A 23,591-nucleotide genomic window follows, 5' to 3' on the forward strand; every position below is an offset into this window, starting at 1 on the left:
CCCCGGTGAACCCAAGCTAAGGCAGGCGTTTACGATCAGGGAAGTTGCCGCCGCCCATGAAAGACACCGCCGCTATCGACCTTGCCGCCCTGCTGTGCTCGCGCCTGTGCCACGATCTGCTGTCGCCCATCGGCGCTCTTAGCAACGGGCTGGAACTGCTCAGCGAAGAGCGCGATCCGGCCATGCGGGCCAAATGTGTCGAGCTGCTGGAGCAAAGCGCGCGGATCAGCACGGACAAGCTCAAATTCTTCCGCCTCGCGTTCGGCGCGGCGGGCGGGTTTGGCGAAGCGGTCCCGGTGGAAGAGCCGCGCGCCCTGATCGACGCGCTGGCCAGCAACAACGGCCGCATCACGCTGCACTGGGCACTGGCTGATCCGACCATTCCCAAGGAAGCGGTCAAGGTCATGCTGAACCTGGCCCAGATCGGCATGGACGCCCTGATCCGGGGCGGCACTCTCGACATCGGCGCGGAGACGCGGGACGGGCAAAGCGAGATCGTGGTGCGCGCGACCGGCGACCGGATCGCCTTTGACGACAACATTGGCCGGGCGCTGGACGGCTCGCTCCATGCCGATGACATCAGCAGCCGGACAGCCGCCGCACATATGCTTTGCCTGCTGGCCGAAGCACGCGGCGGCAGTTTGCAGTATCAGCGCAGCGACACCGCGCTGGTGATGGGAGCCATCCTGCCGCAGTCGGAAGGGATGATCGGTTGACGGCGCACCCGGACCGCGACGAACTGGTCCACCGCGAACTTTCCTCGCCCAATCAGGACGCACGGACCCTGCCGGTCAGCATGGTGGTCATTCACTACACCGAGATGCTGGGGAAGGAAGCCGCGCTGGAGCGGTTGTGCGATCCCGACGCAAAGGTCAGCGCGCATTACCTGATCGGCGAGGATGGGGAGGTCATCCGCCTCGTGCCGGAAGCCCGGAGAGCCTGGCATGGGGGCGTTGCCTACTGGCGGGGTGTGCGCGACGTGAACTCCGCCAGCATCGGCATCGAACTGGATCATCCCGGACACCTCAACGGCTATCGGCATTTCAGCGACGCGCAGTTCGATGCGCTGGTGCCGCTCCTCGCCCGAATCGTGCGGGAACACGACGTTCCGCGGGCGAACGTGGTGGGTCATTCGGACATCGCCCCGGCGCGAAAGATCGATCCGGGCGAGCTGTTCCCGTGGGGGCGGCTGGCGCAATACGGCCTGTGCCTGCCGACACCTGCGAAGCTGGAGCGGCTCGATCCCTTCACGAACGATGCCGCCTTCTATCTGGCGCTCGAGCGGTTCGGGTACGACATCACCGATGGCATCAAGGCAGTGGAAGCGTTCCAGCGCCGCTGGCGTCCGGAGCGGATCGACGGGGTGATCGACGGCCAGGTGCGCGCCATCCTGTTCCAGCTGCTGCTCGACCGGGACCGCGGCGCGGCGCGTTAGCTTCCTCTTTGCGCCCAGCATCACCGCCGGCGGACGGCACTGGCGTTGGGCCGGCATTGCGCCTACATGCCTTAGCGCCAGGGGGCCGGGCAGCCGCGTGCGGGGCAACCCGCCCGAGGAAAGTCCGGGCTCCACGAAACAAGGGTGGCGGGTAACGCCCGCCGTGGGCAACCACAGGGAAAGTGCCACAGAGAGCAGACCGCCGATGGCCCGCTCCTTCGGGAACGCGGCACAGGCAAGGGTGAAAGGGTGCGGCAAGAGCGCACCGGGGTCGCTGGCAACAGCACCCGCATGGCAAACCCCACCCGGAGCAAGGCCAAATAGGGACGGCGCGCCCTCTTGTTGCAAGAGGGCAGGGGTGTTTCGCCCCGGGACCGTCCGGGTTGGCTGCTTGAGCGTGGGGAGCGATCCCCCGCCTAGAGGAATGGCTGCCCCCGCCTGAGCGGCGGGACAGAACCCGGCTTACAGGCTCCCTGGCTTTCAATCTTGTACTGGACATTGCGCCGCTGGTGGCGAAAAGCGGCAGGAAGAACAGCAAAGAAGGATGACCTGCCGTGTTCCGTCCAGCCGCCGCTTTCCTCACTGCCACCTCGCTCCTCGGCCTTGTTGCCGCCCCGGCTGCTGCCGAAGAGGGGATGTGGACCTTTGACAATTTTCCTGCCGCGCAGGTGCGCGACCAGTATGGCTGGGCACCGGACCAGGCGTGGCTCGACCGGGTGCAGGCCGCCGCCGTTCGCCTGACTGGCGGTTGTTCGGCAAGCTTTGTGTCCTCTCAAGGGCTGATCCTGACCAACCATCACTGCGTCGCCTCCTGCATCTTCGAGAACGCGACGCAGGACAACGACCTGCTGACCAACGGCTTTATCGCCGCGGGTCTGACCGACGAGAAGAAGTGCGCCGGCCAGCAGGCCGAGGTGGTCACGCAGATCACCGATGTGACCGACACGGTGAAAGGGGCGTTCGCCGGACTGACGGGGGAAGCGCTGACCAGGGCGCGGGACGCGAAGATCGCCGAACTGGAGAGCGCGGGCTGTCCGGACAAGGAACGGACCCGCTGCCAGGTGGTCACCCTGTTCGGCGGCGGCCAGTACAAGCTTTACACCTACCGCAAGTATTCGGATGTCCGGCTGGTGTGGGCGCCCGAAGATCGCGCATCGACGTTCGGCGGCGACCCGGACAACTTCAACTTTCCGCGCTATTCGCTCGATGCAAGTTTCCTGCGCGCCTACGAGAACGGCCGACCCGTGGCGACGCCGCAGCACCTGCGCTGGAATCCCCGTCCCCCGCGCGAGGGAGAGATTACTTTCGTGGTCGGCAATCCCGGTTCGACCAGCCGGCTCAACACGCAAAGCCAGCTTGCCTTCGCACGGGAGGCGGTGCTGCCAGTGACGCTGGCGACCTTGTCGGAACTGCGCGGACGGTTGATCCGGGCGATGGACGAAAGCCCCGATCATCGCCGCGAAGGACTGGACACGCTGAACGGCATCGAAAACAGCCTCAAGGTGCAGATCGGCCGCCTGAAGGCGCTGAACGATCCTGCCTTCACTGCCACACTGGCCGACCGGGAGGCGCAGCTGCGCCAGCGCAGCGCCGGCAACGCAGCGATCGGCGATCCCTGGGCCGACGTCGAGCAGGCGGTGACCGCCTATCGCGCGCTCTATCTGCCCACGCGCTTCATCAGTCCGTCGGGTGACCTGTACGCGTACGCACAGACACTGGTGCTGGCCGCGCAGGAGCGGGAAAAACCTGACGCCGAGCGGCTGCCGGGCTTCACAAACAGCGCGTTGCCCCTGACGCAGAAGCGCCTGCTGGACGAGCGGCCGGTTTATTCCTGGCTCGATCAGCTGACAATGGAATGGAGCCTGTCCAAGGCGCGGGAATATCTGGGTGCCGACGATCCGGACACACGGCTGCTGCTGGGCCGGGAAAGCCCGGAGCAGCTGGCGGAGCGGCTGGTGACGGGCACGCGGCTCGCCGATCCGGCGGTCCGGCAGCAGTTGTGGGACGGCGGCCTCGCGGCGATACGCGCGTCGGACGACCCGATGATCCAGTATGCGCTAGCCCTGGCCGACCGCCAGCGCGCGCTTCGCGAGCAGGTGAACGAAGTGTACAGCGGCCCGCTTGCTGTGGCGGGGGCACGGCTCGCCGATGCCCGCTTCGCGGCTTACGGCGACAGCCTGTATCCCGACGCGACATTCACCCTGCGGATCAGCTACGGTCAGGTGAAAGGCTGGGAGGAGCGTGGCCAGCAGGTGCCTTTCCAGACGACGCTGGGCGGCACGTTCGAGCGGGCGACCGGCAATGCACCATTCGACGTGGCGCCGGCATTCGCACGGCAGCGCGCGCGGATCGACCCGAACGTGTCCTTCGATTTCGTCACCACGAATGACATCATCGGGGGCAACTCGGGATCGCCGGTGATCGACCGGGCTGGGACGGTGATTGGTGCAGCGTTTGACGGCAACATTCATTCGCTCGGCGGCAATTACGGCTACGACCCCGCGCTGAACCGCACTGTGGCGGTCAGCGCGGATGCGGTTCAGGAGGCGCTGGAGAAGATCTATCCGTCGCCCCGCCTGGTGCGGGAACTCGCCGCGAAGTGACTCCTCAATCAGGTGGCGGGGGCGGCGATGCGCCCCCGCCGCCTCAGGAACGACCCACGCTGATGTAAGTGAACCCGGCGGTCCGCATGTCCTGCGGCTTGTAGATGTTGCGCAAATCGATCAGCACCGGCGCGGTCAGCAACGATTTCACCCGCTTCATGTCCAGCGCCCGGAAAGCATCCCACTCGGTGACGATCACCAGGGCATCCGCGCCGTCGATCGCCTGGTATGCGCCCTCGCACATGACAACATCCGGCATCATCTGGGAAGCATGCTTCATGCCTTCAGGGTCGTAGGCCTTGACCGCTACGCCCGCGTCGATGAGCGTCTGTGCAATCGCGACTGACGGCGCATCGCGCATGTCGTCCGTGTTCGGCTTGAAAGTCAGGCCGAGCATCGCCACCGTTTTCCCTCGCGCCTCGTCCAGCCCGCCCAGAGCGTCCACTACCTTGCGTCCCATCGCCCGCTTGCGCGTCTCGTTGACCTTGACGACGGCCTCGACGATGCGGGTCGGGCTGTCGTAATCCTCCGCCGTCTTGAGCAGCGCCAGCGTGTCCTTGGGAAAGCACGAACCGCCATAGCCGGGCCCCGCGTGGAGGAACTTGGGGCCGATCCGGCCATCCATGCCGATGCCGCGGCTGACGTCCTGCACATCGGCGCCGACCTTTTCGCACAGATCGGCCATCTCGTTGATGAAGGTGATCTTGGTCGCCAGAAACGCGTTGGCCGCGTATTTGATCAGTTCCGAGCTCCGGCGCGAGGTGAACAGGATCGGAGATTCGTTCAGGAACAGCGGGCGATACACTTCCCGCATCACCTCGCGCCCGAAATCGTCCTCGGCCCCGATGACAATGCGGTCAGGGATCTTGAAGTCGCGAATCGCTGCGCCTTCGCGCAGAAATTCCGGATTGGAGACGACGGAGAACCGGTGGCCCGGTTCGCATTCGGCAATGATGCGCTCGACCTGATCGCCGGTCCCCACTGGCACGGTGGATTTGGTGACGACCACGAGGTCGCCGGTCATGTTCTCGCCAACCTCTCTGGCTACTCCCAGCACGAACGACAGGTCGGCATGGCCGTCGCCGCTGCGGCTGGGTGTGCCGACCGCGATGAACACGGCCTCGGCCCCCTGCAATGCGTCGGGCAGGCTGGTGGTAAAGGACAGGCGCCCGGCCGCGACATTCTTCGCCACCAGTTCTGCCAGACCGGGTTCGAAGATCGGCATCACGCCATCCTCCAGCCGCTCGATCTTTCCGGCATCCTTGTCGATGCAAACTACATGATGCCCGAAATCGGCCAGGCATGCTCCTGAGACCAAGCCCACATAGCCCGAGCCAACCATTGCTATCTTCATGCCGTTCCTTCTGAATGCTCGACCACCGTCGAGTCCCCCTGTTCGACCGCCGCGATATAGCGGCGCTGGTCGCCCTCAAGCACAAGCGCGGTCAAACGGCCAGTGCGATATGCCCCAGTGTCTATTCCGATACGGTTACCGCGATCGTCCACTTCATCGAAGATTGTGTGGCCGTGCACTACAACGTGCGAATGCGGCGCGCTATGCGACAGAAACCGTTCCCGTATCCACAGCAGGCTTTCGCGGCCCTGCTCTTCCAGCGGCTTGCCCGGATCAATCCCGGCGTGAACGAAGGCGTAATCACCGGCAACGATGTAGTCCTCGAAGCTCTGAAGAAAATCGCGGTGCTCCGCAGGTACCAACTGAGGCAGTTCGGCCAGCAGCTCAGCCAAGCTCAAGTCGTTGTATGTGGCGACGGGTATGCCATAACTGAGAATGGTTTCGCGCCCGCCATGCTTTACAAAATGGCGCAGGCGGCTGGTGTCCTCGAATGCCTGCAGGAACATCTCTTCATGATTGCCTGCAAGAAAACGGACGCGCCGCGCCTTGGCCCAGCGCATGGACAGTTCGATTACCCCGCGGCTGTCCGGCCCCCGGTCCACCAGATCGCCAAGGAGGATGACCGTGGTGGCGGCCCCGCCCTTATCCACATCGTCCTGTTCGATCGCCGCGATAAGCGCCCGGTACAGGTCGAGCCGGCCGTGAATGTCGCCGATGACATAATAGCGCTCTCCTGCGGGAACACGGGCAGGCTCCTTGCGGACAGGGCGCGAGCGGAAGATGTTGCGGAGCGGTTCGAACATGACAGTCAGTTAGTTGATTAAGCGTGGACCTGCCCCTAGCGGGCCTTCGCCCGTTGCGGAACCGCTCGCGTCTGGTTGAAGGAAAATTAACGCCAGCTTGATTGCGGCCCTGCCGCTGCACGCCCGTGGCTGCTGAAGAGAACCACACAAAGCGCCGGCGTCAGGCGCGCGGTAAGATTGTGTGAAACAATTCCCGCTAAGCATCTGAAAAGCGGTGCCCGATATGTTCGTCAGCAGCGCGAGGGGTTGATGCCTGCAAGCGTAATGGCCGCTTGCCGGCAAAACGGGACACGGATGGGGGCATAGATGGAACGATTTGAGCGGGTGCGTCCGCAGACGCGCAGCGGCGCGCCCGCACGGTTGAGCGTGACGCAGGCGTATCGCTGCGTCCGCCTGTGCCGGCGCGGTTGATCGGTAATGGTGGCTGATGCAAGCGCCGCGGTGCTGGCGGCGCAGGGCGAACTGCTGCTGTTTGCGGCAGCGTTCTTCCTGCTGGGTTCGCTGGACGAACTGCTGATCGACGCGGTTTACCTGTGGTTGCGACTGAGCGGGCGGCTGCACCGGTCGGCGTGGTGCACCGACACCGTCTCGGAGACTGGTGGCGAGATGGCGGCAGACGCACTCAACGGGCCCGTCGCGGTTTTCATCCCTGCCTGGCAGGAGGCGCTGGTGATCGGCGCCACTGTTCGTCATGCCATGGCGGCCTGGCCGCAGGACGAGGTAACGCTGTATGTCGGCTGCTACTTCAACGACCCGGCGACAATGGCGGCCGTGCGCGCAGCCGCCGCTGACAGCAAGCGTGTGCGGCTGATCATGCATGCTGTGGCGGGCCCGACGTGCAAGGCGGACTGCCTGAACCGGCTTCACGCGGCGATGTGTGCCGACGAGGTTGAGCGGCAGGAGCGATACCGGTTCGTTGTGCTGCACGATGCAGAGGATATGGTCGATCCGGCTGCGCTGCCACTGATGAGCCGGGCGCTGGATCGCGCAGACTTCGTGCAGTTGCCGGTGCTCGCGCTGCCGCATGCAGGTTCTCGCTGGATCAGCGGGCACTACAGCGACGAGTTCGCCGAAGCGCATGGCAAGACGATGGTCGTCCGCGCAGCGCTGGGCGCCGCGCTGCCAGGGGCGGGGGTGGGATGCGCGATCGCGCGGGAGATGGTGGCAAAGCTAGCCGCCCTTAGTCCCGAAGGTGCGCCGTTTGCCACCGGTTCGCTGGTTGAGGATTACGAACTCGGTCTTGCCATCGCACGGCTTGGCGGAAAGGCGCGATTTTTGCGCGTACGCACGGCGACAGGGCGCCTCGTGGCGACCCGCGCGTACTTTCCTGCAACCCTCGGCGCGGCGGTTCGGCAGAAGACCCGCTGGACGCATGGCATTGCGCTGCAAGGGTGGGACAGGCTGGGCTGGCGCGGCAACTTGATCGACCGCTACATGTTGCTGCGCGATCGGCGCGGTCTGTTGGGCGCACTGCTGCTGCTCATCGGCTACCTGTGCGTCGCCGCTTTAGGGGGCACGTTCGCGCTGGCCCAACTCGGCCCGGGCGAGACGTTCTTGCTGGCACCCTGGTTGCAAGCGCTGCTGGTGGCCAACATGGGCCTGCTGACATGGCGTCTGGCGTGGCGCGGCATCTTCACCGCGCGCGAACATGGCTGGCGGCAAGGCCTCATCGCGCTGCCGCGCACCTGCATCTCCAACATCATCACCATCATGGCCAGTTGGCGGGCAGTGGCAGCATACTGCCGCAGCCTGTCCGGGGAACTGCCACGCTGGGACAAGACTGCGCATCACTACCACCCCGCTAGCCGGATCGAACCGCTGCCAGAAAAGCTGGCAGCATGAATACTGGCGCGACGGGGACGAAAAAGGGAGCCAAAGGCGCCCCGCTGATGATGCTGGCGCTGGTGCTTGGCTGCTGGCTGGCCCTGCGTGGATCCACGTGGGCGTTGACGGGGACGCCGGTGGAGTGGACCGAGAGCCTGACCCCAGCAGCGTTTCCGCAGGTAGTTACCGCGGCGGCCGGTGTGGAAGCACCGGTGCTGGCGCAATCGGCCTCGCAACGCGATGCTGCGAACGAACGATCATCCTACCGACCGCAGCGCCTGGCGGCACCGCGCGTCGTATCCGCGGCTAGGGGAGGGGTGGCACATCACGCCACGCCGTCAGCAGTGGCGGCAGGGTTGCTGGCGGTGGCGGCGCCCAGCGTGGCGGCGAGGCCGTTGGCGAACACCGCGCGGCCAGCGGCGGACGCCCTGCCAAGCGTAACCTCTCCGTCCGCTGCCCGTCCGCGTCTGTCGCTGGATGCGTGGTTGTTCCTTCGCCAGGACGGACCACCGCGCGCGGCGACCGCGCTGCGTCCAGCCAGTCTTGGCGCCAGTCAGGCCGGTGTCGTGGTGCGCTACGACCTGCGCCTGGATGCCCCGGCGCAGGCGGACGCCTACCTCCGCGCCTCCAAGGCCCTTGTCCATGGGGGCGAGCGCGAGGTGGCCGCCGGCGTAGCTCTCCGTCCGGTCCCTCAAGTACCGATGACTGTTCACGCGGAGGGCCGTGTCACCGCCAGGGCTGATGACGTGGAACTGCGCCCCGCGGCATTCGTGACAGCGGGATTTCACCACCGGCTTGCCGGCATGGACGCGGTTGCTTACGCGCAGGCCGGCTATGTCGGCGGAACGTTCGGCACGGCGTTCGCCGACGGCCAGGTTGTGATTTCGAGGCGCATCGACAGGGGCGGTCCTGCCCGGGTGCGCACCGGCCTGGGCGCATGGGGCGGAGTGCAGGAGGACGCGGACCGGCTGGACTTGGGGCCCGCTGCCAGTGTGGAACTGGAACTCGCCGGCGCACCCGTTCGGATAGAAGCAAGTTACCGCCACCGCGTCGCCGGGAGCGCAGAACCTGGCAGCGGCTTTGCGCTGACGGTTGCCACCGGCTTCTGATGCACCCGCATGCGCCGCCGCCCGTGCTTTTCAGAGGCAGTGCGCTGCGGTAGGGCGGCCGAGTGGATGTTTACCTGCCCATAGCCAACCTGTCGGTGAACGGCCTTGTGATCGTGCTTCTGGGCGGGTTGACCGGATTGCTGTCCGGCATGTTCGGCGTGGGCGGCGGGTTCCTGACCACCCCGTTGCTGATCTTCTACGGCATACCGCCCACTGTTGCCGCCGCGTCCGCCTCGACCCAGGTGACAGGGGCCAGCGTCACGGGCGTGCTGGCCCATTCAAAGCGGCGCGGCGTGGATTATCACATGGGCGGCATCATCGTTGTGGGCGGGATGCTGGGCACCGGCGTTGGCGCGCTGCTGTTCCGGTTTTTCCAGTCAATCGGGCAGATCGATGTCATCATCAGCGCACTGTATGTCATCATGCTGGGCACTATCGGTGCCATGATGGCGCGTGAGGCGGTGCAGAGCCTGCGCGGTTCGGCGAGCGGCACGCCGGCCGCGCCCAAGCGGCGCCATCACCCGCTGGTCGCCGCCCTGCCGCTCCGGCGGCGGTTCTATCGTTCCGGCCTCTACATCTCGCCTCTTGCCCCACTGCTGCTCGGCGTGTTCGTAGGCATCCTTACCATGCTGATGGGTGTTGGCGGCGGATTTATCCTGGTGCCGGCAATGCTGTACATCCTGGGGATGAGCGCCGGGGTCGTTGTGGGGACATCCCTGTTCAACATCCTCTTCGTCACCATCGCCACCACCTTGATGCATTCCCTGACCACCAAGGCCGTGGACATCGTGCTGGTCGCGTTCCTCCTCATCGGGTCGGTGACCGGCGTGCAAATCGGTGCCCAGCTGGCGCAGAAGGTGAAGCCCGAGGCGCTGCGCCTGGTGCTGGCAGCCATTGTCCTGCTGGTCGCGTTCCGCATGCTGTTCGGCCTGGGGTTCCGTCCCGACGAAATCTTCACGGTGCAGCCGCTGTGAAGGGTGCGCTCCGCCTCTTGATGTGCGGGCTCGCGGCGACGCTGTGCATGGGGCAGCGCGATGCCATCCTCGTGCCCGAAGTGTCGCAGCACGAGGTGCAGGTGCAGCAGGGCTTTACCGGAACGGAACTGTTGCTGTTCGGCGCGATCCTCGATCCCAGCGGTCGCCGCGCAGGACAGGAGTATGACATCGTGGTTGTGCTGAAGGGTCCGGCGCAGGCCATCCGCCTGCGGGAAAAGGAAAAGGTCGGCGGCATCTGGATCAATGCCGGCAGCAGCGACTTCCGCTCCGTGCCCAGCTTCTTTGCCGTTGCCTCGTCCCGGCCGGTGGAAGAGATCGTGGACGAGAAGACCGCGGCGATCTTCGAATTCGGCACCCGATACATCCAGCTGTCCCCAAGCGGCATCATCGACCCGGTGACCCAGAGCCGTTTCGTGGACGGCTTGATCGACCTGAAGGAGCGGCAGGGGCTGTATGACGAGAACATGTCGGGCGTAAGGGTAAGTGAAGGGGTGCTGTACCAGGCGCGCATCGACTTGCCGTCGAATGTCGTGACAGGCCTTTACACCGCCGAAACCTTCGCCGTAGCGAACGGCCGCGTGATCGCGTCCGCAGAGACTGAAGTGGTAGTGGAAAAGGTGGGGTTCGAAAGGTCCGTCGCCGAGGCTGCGGAAAACAACGCTTTGGCCTATGGCCTCTTCGCCGTTCTGCTGTCGCTTGGCACCGGCTGGATAGCAGGCCGACTGTTCGCGCTGATCTAGGCTGTGTTGACGCGATCTTAACCAGGTACCGGCATGGTATGGCGCGAACCTGCAGTCTGAAAGCGCTCCATGACCGACATGCCCCGCAACCACTTTCGCACATTCGACCCCGCGCTGGAACTGGGCGCGGTGCCGCCCCCGCGGGGAGCGGCGGAACCGCAGCCTGCCGAAGGCGTCGCGGGTATCGCGGCCGCCGGGGGCGCGCTGGCGATGCCACACCAGGCGGAGTACGACGCCGTCAACGTTCTTCAGCCTATCGGCGTCATTCTGGCCATCGGCGGCGCCGGATCGCAGATCGCGCTTGATCCGGAGCGGCTGGGCGAATGCATGGATGATGCCGATCCGGCAGTGAACCAGGCAGGCCAGGTCGGCAGCCAGGTCAAGGTCAAGGTCGGCGACACCTGGCTGCTGGCCAGCGTCCGCAACCAGCGGCAGGACCGCCGCGCAGGCACATCGGGCGGGATCACCGCCGATGTCGACTTTCTTGGCGAAGGGCACGAGGAGAAGCTGACCGGGCGGGTGTACAACTTCCGACGGGGCGTGACGCGCTATCCCATTCCCGGCGCGCTCGTCTATCCGACCAGCACCCAGGATCTGAAACAGATCTATTCCAGCGATGGACGGCCCAACATCGAAATCGGACGGGTTTATCCGACCAAGGACATCCGCGCCGGGCTGTACATTGACGCCATGCTGGGCAAGCACTTCGCCCTGCTCGGCTCCACCGGGACCGGCAAGTCCACCAGCGCGGCCCTCATCCTTCACCGCATCTGCGAAGCCGCGCCGGAAGGTCACATCGTCATGATCGACCCGCACGGCGAATACTCGGCCGCATTTCGGCAGACCGGCATCATCTTCGACGTGTCCAACCTTCAGATGCCGTACTGGCTGATGAATTTCGAAGAGCATTGCGAAATCCTGCTTACCAGCCACGGGGCGGAGCGGCAGGTGGACGCGGACATTTTGGCCAGATGCCTGCTGGTCGCGCGGCAGAAAAGCCGGCTGGCCGAATCGCTTGGCAAGGTGACGGTGGATTCGCCCATTCCCTATTTGCTGTCAGACCTGTCGGCCGAGCTGAACCTGCAAATGGGCAAGCTCGACAAGGCGACTTCATCCGCGCCGTTCATTCGCATCAAGTCGAAACTGGACGAGTTGAAGGGCGACCCACGCTACCAGTTCCTGTTTTCCGGCATGCTGGTCGGCGACACGATGGCCGAGTTCATCGCCAAGCTGTTCCGCATGCCGTCCAACGGCAAGCCGATCGCGATCATCGACGTATCGGGCGTGCCGTCCGACATCACCGCCACCGTCGTCGCGGTTCTCAGCCGCCTGGTGTTCGACTTCGCCATCTGGGGACGGGAGGAGAAAACCCGGCCGATCCTGCTGGTCTGCGAGGAAGCGCACCGGTACGTGCCGAACGAGAAGAACGCGGACGGTTCGTCGGTTGGCCGCATCCTGAGCCGCATCGCCAAGGAAGGCCGCAAATACGGCATATCCCTGGGCCTCATTACCCAGCGGCCGAGCGATCTGGCCGAAGGGGTGCTGTCGCAGTGCGGCACCATCATCTCCATGCGCCTCAACAACGACCGCGACCAGGCGTTCGTCAAGGCTGCCATGCCCGAAGGAGCGCGCGGCTTCCTCGATGCCATTTCGGCGCTGCGCAACCGCGAGTGCATCATCTGCGGCGAAGGCGTTTCCATTCCCATCCGGGTCAATTTCGACAATCTGGACGAGGCCAAGCGACCCGCTTCGGAAGATCCAAGCTTTGTGGAGCTGTGGAGCGAATCCGGCGGCGAGGAGGATGCCGTGCGGCGCACGGTTCAGCGCTGGCGCGCGCAGGCGGGCTAGGCGGTCACGTCCCGCGCGTATCGCCATACAGGTGGATGTGCAGGCGGTCGGACAGGCGAAAGCCGTGCTGGAGGCAGAGCGGCGCGAGCCACTGGTGCCGTTCGCGCAGGACAGCGCTGGTGGTTCCTTCGGCCATCAGGAAGATGCGGTCTGACGGGATCGCGAAGCGTTCCTGCAAGGCGAGCACCTGCGCCAGATCGCCGGGCGCAGCGATCACGAACTTGAACCAGGCGCGCCGATCGGCGGCATAGGCGGCGAGGCGATCGGGGATCAGGGCCAGTTCCGCCGGATTGCCGCTATGCGCCAGCTTGGGGCTGACGTTGTACTGGTCGATGCGGGCGTCCAGGGCAGCTGTGGCGGCGACGGTGCCGTTGGTTTCCACTTCTACCGCGAGATGCGGCAGCAGGTCGAGCATCCGTGCGAGCGCCGGTGCCTGCAACAGCGGCTCGCCCCCGGTAATCACCAGTCGCGACTGTCCCAGCGCGGCGATACGACCCGCCACCTCTGCCTCGGGCAGCGTCACCTGATTGTCCCGGCGGTCGTGCCAGGCGCCGCTGCGGTGCGGGCGGTTGTCGCCCGCGAACCGCCAGGTGTAGGCAGTGTCGCACCATTCGCAGGCAAGATTGCAGCGCGACAGGCGCACGAATGCCACGGGCATCCCCGCGCTCGGCCCCTCGCCCTGTAGCGAGGCGAACAGTTCCGGCACTCCGGGCGCCTGGGTGGCGAGTGTCAGCGGCACGCTTCGTCGTTCCTCAGCAACACTTGGACCGCATGTTACACGGTCCAGAGGGATAAAAGCCCAGCGGCCGCGCGCAGGATGCCGGACAAGCTGGGCGGGGCGGTTTTCTTTGTCATGGCGTCACCCTGCCACGGCGGATGCGGGTAGGAAACGCCGCTGGCTGCCGCCCGCGCCGTGGTGCCTAATCCAGCCGGGCGAGAGCCGCTCCCAGACGCGCCGCCTCTCCCGCATGATGGGCGTGGTCGGCGCGGGCTTTCTCCACCGCCTCGGGCTTGGCTTTCTCCACAAAGGCGGGGTTGGACAGGCGTTTCGCCAGCGAGTCCGCTTCCTTGCGGCTGGCATCAAGCGCCTTTTGCAACCGCGCGCGTTCCGCCGCCACGTCGATGACCCCTTCCAGCGGGATGATGAACACGTCCTCGCCCGCCGTCACCTGCATCGCCGCGCCGACTGGCGGCGTGCCCACCCTCACCGGCGCCAGACGCGCAAGCCGTTCAATGGCGGCGCTGCTGCGGTCGATGACCTTTTGCGCGAGCGGCGATGGATCGGCAATGGTCGCGGCCAGTTTCACGCCGGGCGCAATGCCCAGTTCGCTCCGCGCGCTGCGGGTCGCGGTGGTCAGCGTGATCACCCAGTCGATCGCGGCCTTGGCATCGGGGTCCACGGTCGCGTCGGGCCGTGGCCATTGCGCCGTGATCAGCGGATACTGGGACCGGTCGCCCCGCGCCTGCCACAGTTCTTCGGTGACGAAGGGCATGAACGGGTGGAGCATGACGAGGATCTGGTCCAATGCCCAGCCGGCGACCGCGCGGGTCTCGGCCGCGGCCGGCGTGTCCGCCTCGCCCTGCAGCACCGGCTTGATGAGTTCGAGATACCAGTCGCAGAACCGGTCCCACACGAAGTGGTAGATCGCGTCCGCCGCCGCGTCGAAGCGCAGGTCGGCGAGCGCCTTGTCCAGCCGGGCCAGCGTTTCCACCACCTCGCCCACGATCCACTGGTTGACGGCAAGGCGCGCGGGGGGCGCGGCGACGGTCGTGCTGCCGCCGATGCCGTTGGCCTGGCAGAACCGGGCCGCGTTCCACAGCTTGGTGGCAAAGTTGCGGTATCCCTCGACCCGCTTCTCGTCGAGCTTGATGTCCCGCCCTTGGCTCTCGGTCGCGGCCATGAAGAAGCGCAGCGCGTCCGCGCCGTAGCGGTCGATGAGGCCCAAGGGATCGACGACATTGCCCTTGGACTTGGACATCTTCTGCCCGTCCGCGGCGCGCACGAGGCCATGGAGGTAGAGCCGCTTCCACGGCGCCTCGCCCATGTTGTAATACCCCATCATCAGCATCCGGGCGTCCCAGAAGAACAGGATGTCGAAGCCGGAGATCAGCAGGTCGTTGGGGTAGTGCTTCGCGAGGAGCGTGTTTCCCTCCCGCAGGCGGGAGGGGTCAGGAGTGGGGCTGTCTTGCTCAGCCGCCTCCGACCCACCCCCGGCCCCTCCCGCCTGCGGGAGGGAAGTGTCCGGCCAGCCCAACGTGGCGAAGGGCCACAGGGCGGAGGAGAACCAGGTGTCGAGGACGTCCTCGTCCTGCCGCAGCACGGCATCCGGTCCGGCGAGCGCCCGTGCCGCCGCTTCGTCGGCCGCGACAAAGGCGGTGCCGTCCGCGTCGTACCAAGCCGGCACCCGGTGCCCCCACCACAGCTGGCGGCTGACGCACCAGGGCTGGATGTTCTCCATCCAGTTGAAGAACGTCTTTTCCCAGCTTTTCGGCACGATCTCGACCTCGCCCGAACGCACCGCCTCGATCGGCCGCTGCGCCAGCGTGGCGGCGTCGACATACCACTGGTCGGTCAGCCACGGTTCGATCGGCACGCCGCCTCGGTCACCATAGGGCAGCTGGATCGTGCGCGGTTCGGCGTCGTGTTCCGCGCCGTCCTTGTCGATGTGGGGGACGAGGAAGCCCTGCGCCTTCAGCAGCGTCATGACCCGCTCGCGCGCGGCGAAGCGATCGAGGCCGAGCAGCTCCTCGGGCACCAGCCGGTCCGCCGTCTGCATCAGGCAGGCGTCGGCGTCGAACATGTTGAGCATGTCGGCGGCCGCGATGCCGGCGCGCCGCGCCACCTCGAAGTCGTTGAAGTCGTGCCCCGGCGTGATCTTGACCGCGCCCGAACCCAGTTCCGGGTCGGCGTGCGCGTCGGCGATGATCGGGATTTCGCGGCCCGTGATCGGCAGGCGCACCTTTGCCCCGCGCGCGACGAGATCGCGATACCGCTCGTCCTCCGGGTGAACCGCCACCGCCATGTCGGCGAGCATGGTTTCGGGCCGGGTGGTGGACACCCGCACATCGCCGCTGCCATCGGCCAGCGGATAGCGCAGAGTCCAGAAATGGCCCTGGACCTCGCGCGTCTCGACCTCCAGGTCGCTGATCGCGGTTTTCAGCTTGGGGTCCCAGTTCACCAGCCGCTTGTCGCGGTAGATGAGGCCGTCGTTGTACAGGTCGACGAACACCTTGGTCACCGCGCGGGTGAAGTGCGGGTCCATGGTGAACTGTTCGCGCGACCAGTCCATCGAGCAGCCCAGCCGGCGCAGCTGGCGGGTGATCGCGCCGCCGCTTTCCTCCTTCCACTCCCACACCTTCTGCACGAACGCCTCGCGGGTGAAGTCGGTGCGCTTCTCGCCGCGTTCGGCCATCTGCCGTTCGACCACCATCTGCGTGGCGATGCCGGCGTGGTCGGTGCCCACCACCCACAGGGCGTCCTTGCCCCGCATCCGTTCATGGCGGACGACGATGTCCTGCAGCGTGTTGTCGAGCGCGTGGCCGATGTGGAGCGAGCCGGTGACATTGGGCGGCGGGTTGACGATGGTGAACGGCTCGGCGTCCGGCCGCGCGGGGCGGAACAGCCCGTGTTCCTCCCAAAGGGCATACCAGCGGGCTTCGATGGCGGCAGGGTCGAAGGTCTTGGGCAGTGGATCCATGGTGCGGCGCGTCATGCCAGCCTGGCCGTCCGCGTGCAACGCCATGCTTGTTTGCTCCGGCAAATGCCCGCATAGGAGCGGGAAATGAACGGGGCGGCATCCTTTGCACTGGTGGACGAGGCGGACGGGCGCGTGCTGCGGCTTCAGGGGCCGTATCTGCTATCCACCGTCGGTGCGGTCGATGCACATCTTCATGACCTGAAAGGTGACGTGGCGGCGGTCGACCTGTCGCAGGTGACGGCTATCGACACGGTCGGGGCATGGGTTGCGCATACCCTGTCGCTGCGACTGAACGGCCCGATTACCGGAGCCGATGACCGGGCCGCCCGCCTTATCGATGCGGTTTCCGCCGCGCCGATGGATGGCGTCACTCCGTCCCGCCACCTGCCTGTATGGCAACGCGTACCTCAGCGCATGGGCGAACTGGTGGTGGAGTTCTTCGCGGGCCTGCTGGGCGTGCTGGGTTTCCTGGGGCAGATCATTCTGGCCGCCGGGGCGATCATCCGCCATCCCCGCCGTTTCCGGGGCAAGGCGCTGGTCCGCCAGATGGAGCAGGTGGGCGTGTCGGCCCTGCCGATCGTGGGCTTGATGAGCTTCCTGATCGGGATCGTCATCGCCCAACAGGGTGCGGTGCAGCTGGCTCAGTTCGGTGCGGAGACGCTGACCGTGAACCTGGTGGGCCGCATCACCCTGCGCGAACTCGGCGTGCTCATGACGGCGATCATGGTGGCAGGGCGGTCGGGCAGCGCCTTTGCCGCGCAGCTTGGCACCATGAAGCTGACGGAGGAGATCGACGCCATGCGCACCATCGGCATCTCGCCGATCGAAGCGCTGGTCATCCCCCGCATCCTTGCCGCAGTGCTGGTCATGCCGCTGCTCGGGTTCTACGCCTGCGTGGTTGCCATCGTCGGCGGAGCGGTGATCGCCGACCTGTCGCTGGGCATTCCGTTCCAGAGCTTCCTTCTGCGCATCCGCGACGTGGTGCCGACCTATGACCTGTGGGTCGGCCTGATCAAGGCGCCGGTGTTCGGCCTCATCATCGCGCTGTCGGGGTGCTATCAGGGGATGCAGGTCAAGGGCAACTCGGAAGAAGTGGGGATGCGCACGACCACCGCGGTCGTCGCGGCCATCTTCATGGTGATCGTGCTGGATGCCTTCTTCGCGGTGTTCTTCACCAATGTCGGGTGGGGCTGATGCAGGAGGAAGACACCGTTGCGGAAAACGCCACCGCGGAATACCCGATCGTGGTGGAAGGGCTGGTGAACCGGTTCGGGGACCAGACGGTGCACGACGGGCTGGACCTGACCGTGCGACGGGGCGAAATCCTGGGCGTGGTCGGCGGGTCGGGCACCGGCAAGTCGGTGCTCATGCGCTCCATCATCGGACTGCAGGCACCTGCAGGCGGAGACATCCGCGTGTTCGGCCGCTCCATCACCGACCGCGCGCCGGACGAAGTGCTGGGCGTGCGCGATCGGTGGGGCGTGCTGTTCCAGGGCGGAGCGCTGTTTTCCACCCTCACCGTCGGGGAAAACGTGGAGGTGCCCTTGAAGCAGTTCTACGGCGACATCGACGACAAGCTGCGGCACGAGATCGCCCGCTACAAGGTGATGATGAGCGGTCTGCCGGAAGAAGCGGTGGCGAAGTTCCCGGCGGAACTGTCGGGCGGCATGAAGAAGCGTGCGGGCCTTGCGCGGGCGCTCGCGCTGGACCCTGAACTGCTGTTCCTGGACGAGCCGACGGCGGGTCTCGACCCGATCGGCGCGGCGGCGTTCGACCGGCTGATCGCGGAACTGCAGGAAACGCTGGGCCTGACCGTGTTCCTCATCACCCATGACCTCGATACGCTGCACGAGATCTGCGACCGGGTGGCGGTGTTGGCGGACAAGCGGGTGATCGCGGTCGACACCGTGCCCAACCTGATGCGGCTGGACCACCCCTGGATCAACGAGTATTTCAACGGTCCGCGCGGACGGGCGGCGCTGACGGCGCAGGCGCTGGATGAGTTGCGGCGCCACATGGACAAGCCGGTCGCTGCCAACGCGGTCAAAGTGTTGGACAACGCACCGCAGAGGGGGGCATAGGCCGCAAGGGAATGGAAACACGCGCCAATCACCTGTGGGTCGGGATCGTCACCCTCGCCTTGCTCGCCGCGCTGGCGCTGTTCATCGTCTGGCTCGCCCGGCTGGGCGAAGGCCGTCAGGATGAGTACGACATCTTCTTCCAGCAGTCCGTGTCGGGGCTCGCCACCGGTTCGCAGGTGAGCTTTGCCGGCGTTCCGGTCGGGCAGGTCGCCTCCATCAGTCTGTGGGAACGCGACCCGCAATATGTGCGCGTTCGCATCCGGGTGGAGGAGGGCGTGCCTATCCTGCGCGGCACCACCGCGACCATACAGGGCAGCTTTACTGGCGTTTCCACCATCCTCCTCGACGGCGCGCGGGCCGGGGCAGCCCCGATCACCTGCCAGACGCGCACCGCCGGGATCAGCGGCTGTCCCGAAGGCGTGCCGGTGATTCCTACCCGGCTGGGCGGGCTTGGCGAACTGCTGAACAATGCCCCCCTGCTGCTGGAACGGGTCGCAAGCCTGACTGAGCGGCTGACGCAGCTGCTGGACGAAAACAACCAGGGTGAAATCGCCGCGATCCTCGCCAACACCAACCAGCTCACCCGAGAGTTTGCCGGGGTCGGCCCGGCGACCGAACGGACGCTGAACGAATTGCAGGTGACGCTGCGCGAAGCGAGCGAGGCGCTGAACGAGTTCGAGAACGTCACCCGCTCCACCGATGCGCTGCTGAACCAGGAAGGACAGCAGTTGTCGCAGCAGCTGCGCGAAACGCTGAATGCGGCGAGCGGCGCGGCCCGGTCGCTGGAACAGACGCTGGCCGAAACCCGGCCGGCCACTCGCCAGCTTACCGAAAGCACGCTCCCGGCCGCCGAGGCCACTCTCCAGGATCTGCGGGCCACCAGCAGGGCGTTGAGGCAGGTGACGGAGCAGGTCCAGACCCGCGGCGCCACTTCCATCCTGTCCGGCCCCCGGTTGCCGGATTATGACCCGAGCAAGGATTACAGCGAATGAGGGTTCACCCAATGGCGGCCAGGCGCAAACTGGCGCGGACGGCCGCAGCTGTCGGGGCGATCGCGCTGCTGGCGGGCTGCGTCTCTTTCGGACCGCGCGCGCCCGACAAGCTGCTGACGCTGACCGCCAGCAACGCGGCTCCGGCCGGGTCGAGCAGGACCGGGGCCGAAGGCAACGCCATCGCGATCACCGATTTCGAGGCAACGGCCGGGATCGACGTCCTGCGCGTGCCCGTGCGGATCAACGGCAGCGAGCTCGCATATCTCAAGGATGCGGTCTGGGTCGAACGGCCCCAGCGACTGTTCCGCCGCGTGGTCGCGGAAACGGTGCGCGCGCGGACCGACCGGATCGTGATCGACGGCGACGATCCGGGCGTCGCCGCGACGGTTCGCGTGACCGGCGTAGTGCGCGAGTTCGGGTACGATGCGCCCACTTCGTCGGTGGTGGTGCGGTTCGATGCCACCCGGATGGAACCCGGCGGCGCGGCGGTCACGAGCCGGCGGTTCGAAGCGGTGGTGCCTGGCGTGGCGGCCGAAAGTGGGCCGGTGGGGCAGGCGCTGAACCAGGCGGCCAATCAGGTCGCCGGAGAGATCGCTGCCTGGCTGCTCTGAACGGGCGTCCCCTGCCGGTCCGCGGCTGGCGAGAGCCAGCGTAGCGGCAGGAGATGCGGGGCGATAAGGCCCACGGCCGCCGCCGCGTACCACGGCAAAAACGCGGGCGCGAGGGGCAGAGCAAGGATGATCGCCGCCGTCGCCGCGACCGCAGCTCCGCCCAGTGCAAGCCAGGTCACGGGCGTCCAGTTGCGCAAGCGCGCGAGCCGGCTGGTCAGCGGGCCGGCATGACCGACCCAGAACACAAGGCCGGTTGCCAGCACAGGGTGGAACAGGGCAGGGCTGACTGCCACCAGCCATAGCGCGGGATCACGCGGGCGCTTCAGCAGGACGCGCGCAGTCATGGCATATCCCGCTACCCCGCACACCGCCAGGACGATCATGACCGGGGCAGGGATGGCGCTCCCACACAAGGCGGCGAAAACGGCCTGCGTTTCGGTCGGACGGAACAGGGCGCTGCCGCCGATCGCGATCAGCGCGATAGCGCTTCGCCGCAGAGTCGCTCCGCTGGAGTGATCGAATGTGAAATGCCATGCCGAGGCGAGCAGAAAGGCAGCCAGCGCGGCGACCGGCTGCCACAGGAAGGCGAGGCCTGCCAGCAACCCCGCAAGAAGGTAACGTATCACGTAAGGCTTGCGGTTTAGCAGCGCCCGCCCCGTATGGCTGAACGCGCCATGGGGCAGGCCGGCGACAAACAGGGCGAGGCCCCCGGCGACCGCCCATACCGCCCCTGCCATCTGAAGCGATGCGGCGCCGATCAACAGCGCCCCTGTTCCCAAGGCTTGCCGTGGAGGCGCGTGCCAGTCGGCGGCGGCGTTCATGCCGGTGACGGCTGTGCTGGCGAAGGGTCGGGCGAAGCGCACTCCATGCCGGTCCAACGCCGCAGGAGGTCGATCTATCCTTGAAAGGGAGAAAGGTGGGCGGCCGGCTAGCGTACCGCCCCCTTCAAGACAGCGTCAGCTCAGATGCTTCGACACGGCCGCGGTCATCTTGAACATGGATATCTCGTCCTTGCCGATGACTTTGCCCAGCTTGTCGTCGGGCTGGATCACCCGCTTGTCCGAGGCTTTCTGCAGGTCGTGCTTCTTGATGTATTCCCACACCTTGGACGTAACCTGCGCGCGGGTCATTTCACCCTTGCCGACGATCTCCTGAAGATCGCCCGACACCTTGACCGGTTGCTGAAGCGCGTTTTTCTTCTCTGCCATCTCAGTTCCTTTCCTGAACAACTTGGTGCCATGCCACCGAATGGGGCAGGAGGAAAGCCGGACGCCCCTCAGATATCCCCATCATCCCACTGTTCATCCTCTTCCGGCTGGGCGAAAGAGCCGGTGAGGATTGCCGCCGCGACCACGTGGCCGTCAAGCGCCTTCACGATGTCTTCACGCGCCGCGCCCGGCCGCGCGGTCAACGCCACGTCGCTGGCGAACAGCTGGAAGACGTAGCGGCGGGTGCCGTCGTCCGCGCCCAGACGTGGCAGCAGCCATTCCGAATTGCCGCTGGCGTTCTTGCCCGTGCGCGGGGGCGCTTCGCCTTCCAGCAGCTTGGCGCGCTGTGCCGGCAGACCCCACACCAGCCAGTGGCAGGGCGCCTCGCCAGCGCCGGCGTCGGCATCTTCGACAATCAGGACCAGTTCGGCGGCACCGGCGGGCGGGGCCGTCCACTCCAGCGGCGGTGCGACGGCATCCTCCTCATGCGCGGTGAAGGACGGGTCGAGTTCGCCGCCGTCGGGAAAGGCGGGGCTGGAAAGGGCAAAACCCCCGCGCCCCAGGCTTTCGGCGTCAGCCAGGCGGGCAATCGAAAGGTGGCCGGTCGCGGGCGTTCCGCCCAGCGCGCGGGTCAGCCATGCGGGATCAGGATGGGTCATACCTTCGCCTAACGCGAAGTGTACGCCGGGGCCAGAGTCAATCGGTTCGAAAGAGGCGTGAAAAGACGCTTGCTCACCAGCGGTTAAGTCGACAAGCTGCTGTTTGGAAAGGCTGTCTGCAGGCTGACGGAGTCGGCGGCATGCCGCGCCTTGAGACGGGACAATACTTTGAAAGCACCAGCCATGCGCAAGGGCCGCACCGCGCTCGCTCTCCTTCTGTCGGTCAGCCTGGCCGCCTGCGGAGGTGGAGGTGGAGGTGGAGGCAGCAGCCCGACGCCGCCGACAGGTGGCGGCACGGGACCCGCGCCCGCGCCGACGCCGCCGCCGACCGCGCAATGTTCGCTGGCGCAGCGGCAGAGCTGGACCTTGGGGCAGCTGGATCAGTTCTACCTCTTTCCCGAACTGCTGGACCGGACGGTGAACCCGGCCAGCTTCAGCACGGTGCAGGATTACATCGATGCCCTGGTCGCCCCCGCGCGCGCCCAGTCGCGCGACCGGTTCTTTACCTACATAACCTCGATTCAGGAGGAAAACGCCCTCATCAACAGTGGGTCGAGCGCAGGGTTCGGCATCCGTTTGTCCTACGCCAATAACCGCCTGTTCGTGACGGAAGCGTTCGAGAACGCCCCAGGCTTTGCCGCCGGACTCGATCGCGGGGTTGAGATTACCGCCATCGACGGGGTGGCCGTGTCCACCCTGTTCGCCCGCGGCGGTGCCGGCGCGGTCAGCGAGGCGCTGGGGCCGAGCGAGCCCGGCCTGCGGCGCAGCCTGCGCTTTACCGACACAAACGGCGCGAGCCGCGAGGTGTCCGTCACCAAGGCCGATTACGCGCTGGACCCGATATCCGACCGCAACGGGGTCAGCATCATCGACAACGGCGGCACCCGCGTCGGTTATCTGAACCTGCGCACCTTCATTGTCACAAGCGGCGCGCAGCAGCTGCGCGACGCGTTCAGCCTGTTTCAGCAGCAGGGTGTGACGCAGGTCATCCTCGATCTCCGCTACAACGGCGGCGGGCTTGTGTCGCAGGGGGAGCTGCTGGGCAGTCTGCTGGGCCGCGACTTTGCGGGGCAGGTGTTCGGCCGCACGGTGTTCCGCGACAGCCGCGCGGGCGAGAACCGAACCGCGCTGTTCACCCGCGAGGCGGAGGCGATCGGCGTCACCCGTCTCGCCATCATCGGCACCAGCGGCACCGCCTCGGCAAGCGAGATGGTTGCCAACGCGTTCATCCCCTACCTCGGCAACAATGTCGCGCTCATCGGCTCGAACACCTTCGGCAAACCTGTCGGGCAGATCGCGGTGGACCGGGCGCAGTGCGACGACCGTTTGCGGGTGCTTGCCTTCCGCACCGTGAATGCGGCGGGACAGGGCGACTATTACACCGGGCTTGCCAGCGTGTTCCCGCGCACCTGCCGGGCGGAGGATCAGCTGTCGCGCCAGTTCGGCGATCCGCAGGAAGCATCGATCCGCACCGCTCTGGACTTCCTCGCGGGACGCAGCTGCACGCCCATCACCGGCGGCGGAGTGCAAGGCGCGCAGGCGGTGCGGCCTGCCGGCGATCTCCTGCGCACATTCAACGACAACGCCGCCCAGCGCGAGGTTCCGGGCCTGTTCTGAACCACGACTTTGAC

Annotated in this window: 20 protein-coding genes and 1 other RNA gene; 14 read left to right on the top strand and 7 right to left on the bottom strand. The window is 66.3% G+C overall.

Annotated features, from left to right (window positions below):
* The first annotated feature begins 56 nt into the window (after positions 1–56).
* From LHJ54_RS05235 to LHJ54_RS05250, 4 genes are all read left to right on the top strand, one after another.
* Positions 57–716 carry a histidine phosphotransferase family protein gene (locus LHJ54_RS05235; RefSeq protein WP_228242866.1) on the top strand — a complete coding sequence of 220 codons (660 nt, stop codon included), beginning with the start codon at positions 57–59 and terminating at the stop codon, positions 714–716.
* 80 nt (positions 717–796) lie between these two features.
* Complete coding sequence (locus LHJ54_RS05240; protein ID WP_228244301.1) at positions 797–1,435, top strand: N-acetylmuramoyl-L-alanine amidase; 639 nt, start codon at positions 797–799, stop codon at positions 1,433–1,435.
* Between the two features lie 77 nt (positions 1,436–1,512).
* Positions 1,513–1,916, top strand: an RNA gene (gene rnpB, locus LHJ54_RS05245) — RNase P RNA component class A.
* A 73-nt stretch (positions 1,917–1,989) separates the two neighbouring features.
* The gene (locus tag LHJ54_RS05250; RefSeq protein ID WP_228242867.1) at positions 1,990–4,038 is read left to right on the top strand and encodes a S46 family peptidase; all 2,049 of its coding nucleotides are present in this window, start codon (positions 1,990–1,992) and stop codon (positions 4,036–4,038) included.
* A 43-nt stretch (positions 4,039–4,081) separates the two neighbouring features.
* Here LHJ54_RS05250 and LHJ54_RS05255 read toward each other — a convergent pair whose 3' ends face one another.
* Together LHJ54_RS05255 and LHJ54_RS05260 are read right to left on the bottom strand one after the other, a co-directional pair.
* Entirely contained in the window at positions 4,082–5,392 is a 1,311-nt protein-coding gene (locus LHJ54_RS05255) for a UDP-glucose/GDP-mannose dehydrogenase family protein (protein WP_228242868.1), read from the bottom strand.
* Entirely contained in the window at positions 5,389–6,195 is an 807-nt protein-coding gene (locus tag LHJ54_RS05260) for a metallophosphoesterase family protein (RefSeq protein ID WP_228242869.1), read from the bottom strand. The genes LHJ54_RS05255 and LHJ54_RS05260 overlap by 4 nt, the downstream gene beginning before the upstream one ends.
* 417 nt (positions 6,196–6,612) lie before the next feature.
* On the opposite strand from LHJ54_RS05260, the gene LHJ54_RS05265 reads away from it, so the two are divergent.
* From LHJ54_RS05265 to LHJ54_RS05285, 5 genes are all read left to right on the top strand, one after another.
* Entirely contained in the window at positions 6,613–8,037 is a 1,425-nt protein-coding gene (locus tag LHJ54_RS05265) for a glycosyl transferase family protein (protein WP_228242870.1), read from the top strand.
* Complete coding sequence (locus LHJ54_RS05270) at positions 8,034–9,128, top strand: hypothetical protein (RefSeq protein WP_241721424.1); 1,095 nt, start codon at positions 8,034–8,036, stop codon at positions 9,126–9,128. The genes LHJ54_RS05265 and LHJ54_RS05270 overlap by 4 nt, the downstream gene beginning before the upstream one ends.
* Positions 9,129–9,190: 62 nt before the next feature.
* Positions 9,191–10,102 carry a sulfite exporter TauE/SafE family protein gene (locus LHJ54_RS05275; protein ID WP_228242872.1) on the top strand — a complete coding sequence of 304 codons (912 nt, stop codon included), beginning with the start codon at positions 9,191–9,193 and terminating at the stop codon, positions 10,100–10,102.
* Between the two features lie 20 nt (positions 10,103–10,122).
* Entirely contained in the window at positions 10,123–10,863 is a 741-nt protein-coding gene (locus LHJ54_RS05280; RefSeq protein WP_228242873.1) for a TIGR02186 family protein, read from the top strand.
* 210 nt (positions 10,864–11,073) lie between these two features.
* On the top strand, positions 11,074–12,711 hold the full coding sequence (locus tag LHJ54_RS05285) for an ATP-binding protein (protein ID WP_228244302.1): 1,638 nt from the start codon (positions 11,074–11,076) through the stop codon (positions 12,709–12,711).
* A gap of 4 nt (positions 12,712–12,715) precedes the next feature.
* Here LHJ54_RS05285 and LHJ54_RS05290 read toward each other — a convergent pair whose 3' ends face one another.
* Both LHJ54_RS05290 and LHJ54_RS05295 read right to left on the bottom strand, forming a co-directional pair.
* On the bottom strand, positions 12,716–13,450 hold the full coding sequence (locus LHJ54_RS05290) for a 7-carboxy-7-deazaguanine synthase QueE (protein WP_228242874.1): 735 nt from the start codon (positions 13,448–13,450) through the stop codon (positions 12,716–12,718).
* Between the two features lie 181 nt (positions 13,451–13,631).
* Positions 13,632–16,424 carry a valine--tRNA ligase gene (locus LHJ54_RS05295; RefSeq protein WP_228244303.1) on the bottom strand — a complete coding sequence of 931 codons (2,793 nt, stop codon included), beginning with the start codon at positions 16,422–16,424 and terminating at the stop codon, positions 13,632–13,634.
* Positions 16,425–16,493: 69 nt separating this feature from the next.
* Between LHJ54_RS05295 and LHJ54_RS05300 the strand changes: the two genes are divergently transcribed.
* From LHJ54_RS05300 to LHJ54_RS05315, 4 genes are read left to right on the top strand one after another with little or no spacing between them, the layout of a single operon-like run.
* Positions 16,494–17,603, top strand: coding sequence for an ABC transporter permease (locus LHJ54_RS05300; RefSeq protein ID WP_228242875.1), 1,110 nt, complete (start codon positions 16,494–16,496; stop codon positions 17,601–17,603).
* Entirely contained in the window at positions 17,603–18,490 is an 888-nt protein-coding gene (locus LHJ54_RS05305) for an ABC transporter ATP-binding protein (RefSeq protein WP_228242876.1), read from the top strand. Before LHJ54_RS05300 ends, LHJ54_RS05305 begins: the two co-directional genes overlap by 1 nt.
* A gap of 11 nt (positions 18,491–18,501) precedes the next feature.
* Positions 18,502–19,482 (top strand): MlaD family protein, encoded by a 981-nt coding sequence (locus LHJ54_RS05310; RefSeq protein WP_228242877.1) that lies wholly within the window; start codon positions 18,502–18,504, stop codon positions 19,480–19,482.
* Positions 19,479–20,093, top strand: coding sequence for an ABC-type transport auxiliary lipoprotein family protein (locus tag LHJ54_RS05315; RefSeq protein WP_228242878.1), 615 nt, complete (start codon positions 19,479–19,481; stop codon positions 20,091–20,093). Before LHJ54_RS05310 ends, LHJ54_RS05315 begins: the two co-directional genes overlap by 4 nt.
* Here LHJ54_RS05315 and LHJ54_RS05320 read toward each other — a convergent pair.
* The 3 genes from LHJ54_RS05320 to LHJ54_RS05330 all read right to left on the bottom strand — a co-directional run bounded on the left by LHJ54_RS05320 (position 20,057) and on the right by LHJ54_RS05330 (position 21,960).
* Positions 20,057–20,971, bottom strand: a complete 915-nt coding sequence (locus tag LHJ54_RS05320) for a Brp/Blh family beta-carotene 15,15'-dioxygenase (protein WP_228242879.1) — start codon at positions 20,969–20,971, stop codon at positions 20,057–20,059. The genes LHJ54_RS05315 and LHJ54_RS05320 overlap by 37 nt on opposite strands.
* A gap of 78 nt (positions 20,972–21,049) precedes the next feature.
* Positions 21,050–21,301 carry an SWIB/MDM2 domain-containing protein gene (locus LHJ54_RS05325; protein ID WP_228242880.1) on the bottom strand — a complete coding sequence of 84 codons (252 nt, stop codon included), beginning with the start codon at positions 21,299–21,301 and terminating at the stop codon, positions 21,050–21,052.
* Positions 21,302–21,369: 68 nt separating this feature from the next.
* Positions 21,370–21,960 carry a YbhB/YbcL family Raf kinase inhibitor-like protein gene (locus tag LHJ54_RS05330; protein ID WP_228242881.1) on the bottom strand — a complete coding sequence of 197 codons (591 nt, stop codon included), beginning with the start codon at positions 21,958–21,960 and terminating at the stop codon, positions 21,370–21,372.
* Positions 21,961–22,143: 183 nt separating this feature from the next.
* On the opposite strand from LHJ54_RS05330, the gene LHJ54_RS05335 reads away from it, so the two are divergent.
* A complete protein-coding gene (locus LHJ54_RS05335) occupies positions 22,144–23,577 on the top strand; it encodes a S41 family peptidase (RefSeq protein WP_228242882.1) in 1,434 nt (477 codons plus the stop codon).
* Positions 23,578–23,591 lie beyond the last annotated feature (14 nt).

It is taken from the genome of Porphyrobacter sp. GA68, assembly GCF_022605525.1.
Classification (GTDB): domain Bacteria; phylum Pseudomonadota; class Alphaproteobacteria; order Sphingomonadales; family Sphingomonadaceae; genus Qipengyuania_B.

Bases quoted from the DNA above. Each gene is read 5' to 3' on its own strand.
- LHJ54_RS05235 (WP_228242866.1), top strand. From the start codon at position 57: ATGAAAGACACCGCCGCTATCGACCTTGCCGCCCTGCTGTGCTCGCGC.
- LHJ54_RS05240 (WP_228244301.1), top strand. From the start codon at position 797: ATGGTGGTCATTCACTACACCGAGATGCTGGGGAAGGAAGCCGCGCTG.
- LHJ54_RS05255 (WP_228242868.1), bottom strand. From the start codon at position 5,392: ATGAAGATAGCAATGGTTGGCTCGGGCTATGTGGGCTTGGTCTCAGGA.
- LHJ54_RS05260 (WP_228242869.1), bottom strand. From the start codon at position 6,195: ATGTTCGAACCGCTCCGCAACATCTTCCGCTCGCGCCCTGTCCGCAAG.
- LHJ54_RS05265 (WP_228242870.1), top strand. From the start codon at position 6,613: ATGGTGGCTGATGCAAGCGCCGCGGTGCTGGCGGCGCAGGGCGAACTG.
- LHJ54_RS05270 (WP_241721424.1), top strand. From the start codon at position 8,034: ATGAATACTGGCGCGACGGGGACGAAAAAGGGAGCCAAAGGCGCCCCG.
- LHJ54_RS05280 (WP_228242873.1), top strand. From the start codon at position 10,123: ATGTGCGGGCTCGCGGCGACGCTGTGCATGGGGCAGCGCGATGCCATC.
- LHJ54_RS05285 (WP_228244302.1), top strand. From the start codon at position 11,074: ATGCCACACCAGGCGGAGTACGACGCCGTCAACGTTCTTCAGCCTATC.
- LHJ54_RS05295 (WP_228244303.1), bottom strand. From the start codon at position 16,424: ATGACGCGCCGCACCATGGATCCACTGCCCAAGACCTTCGACCCTGCC.
- LHJ54_RS05300 (WP_228242875.1), top strand. From the start codon at position 16,494: ATGAACGGGGCGGCATCCTTTGCACTGGTGGACGAGGCGGACGGGCGC.
- LHJ54_RS05305 (WP_228242876.1), top strand. From the start codon at position 17,603: ATGCAGGAGGAAGACACCGTTGCGGAAAACGCCACCGCGGAATACCCG.
- LHJ54_RS05310 (WP_228242877.1), top strand. From the start codon at position 18,502: ATGGAAACACGCGCCAATCACCTGTGGGTCGGGATCGTCACCCTCGCC.
- LHJ54_RS05315 (WP_228242878.1), top strand. From the start codon at position 19,479: ATGAGGGTTCACCCAATGGCGGCCAGGCGCAAACTGGCGCGGACGGCC.
- LHJ54_RS05325 (WP_228242880.1), bottom strand. From the start codon at position 21,301: ATGGCAGAGAAGAAAAACGCGCTTCAGCAACCGGTCAAGGTGTCGGGC.
- LHJ54_RS05330 (WP_228242881.1), bottom strand. From the start codon at position 21,960: ATGACCCATCCTGATCCCGCATGGCTGACCCGCGCGCTGGGCGGAACG.
- LHJ54_RS05335 (WP_228242882.1), top strand. From the start codon at position 22,144: ATGCGCAAGGGCCGCACCGCGCTCGCTCTCCTTCTGTCGGTCAGCCTG.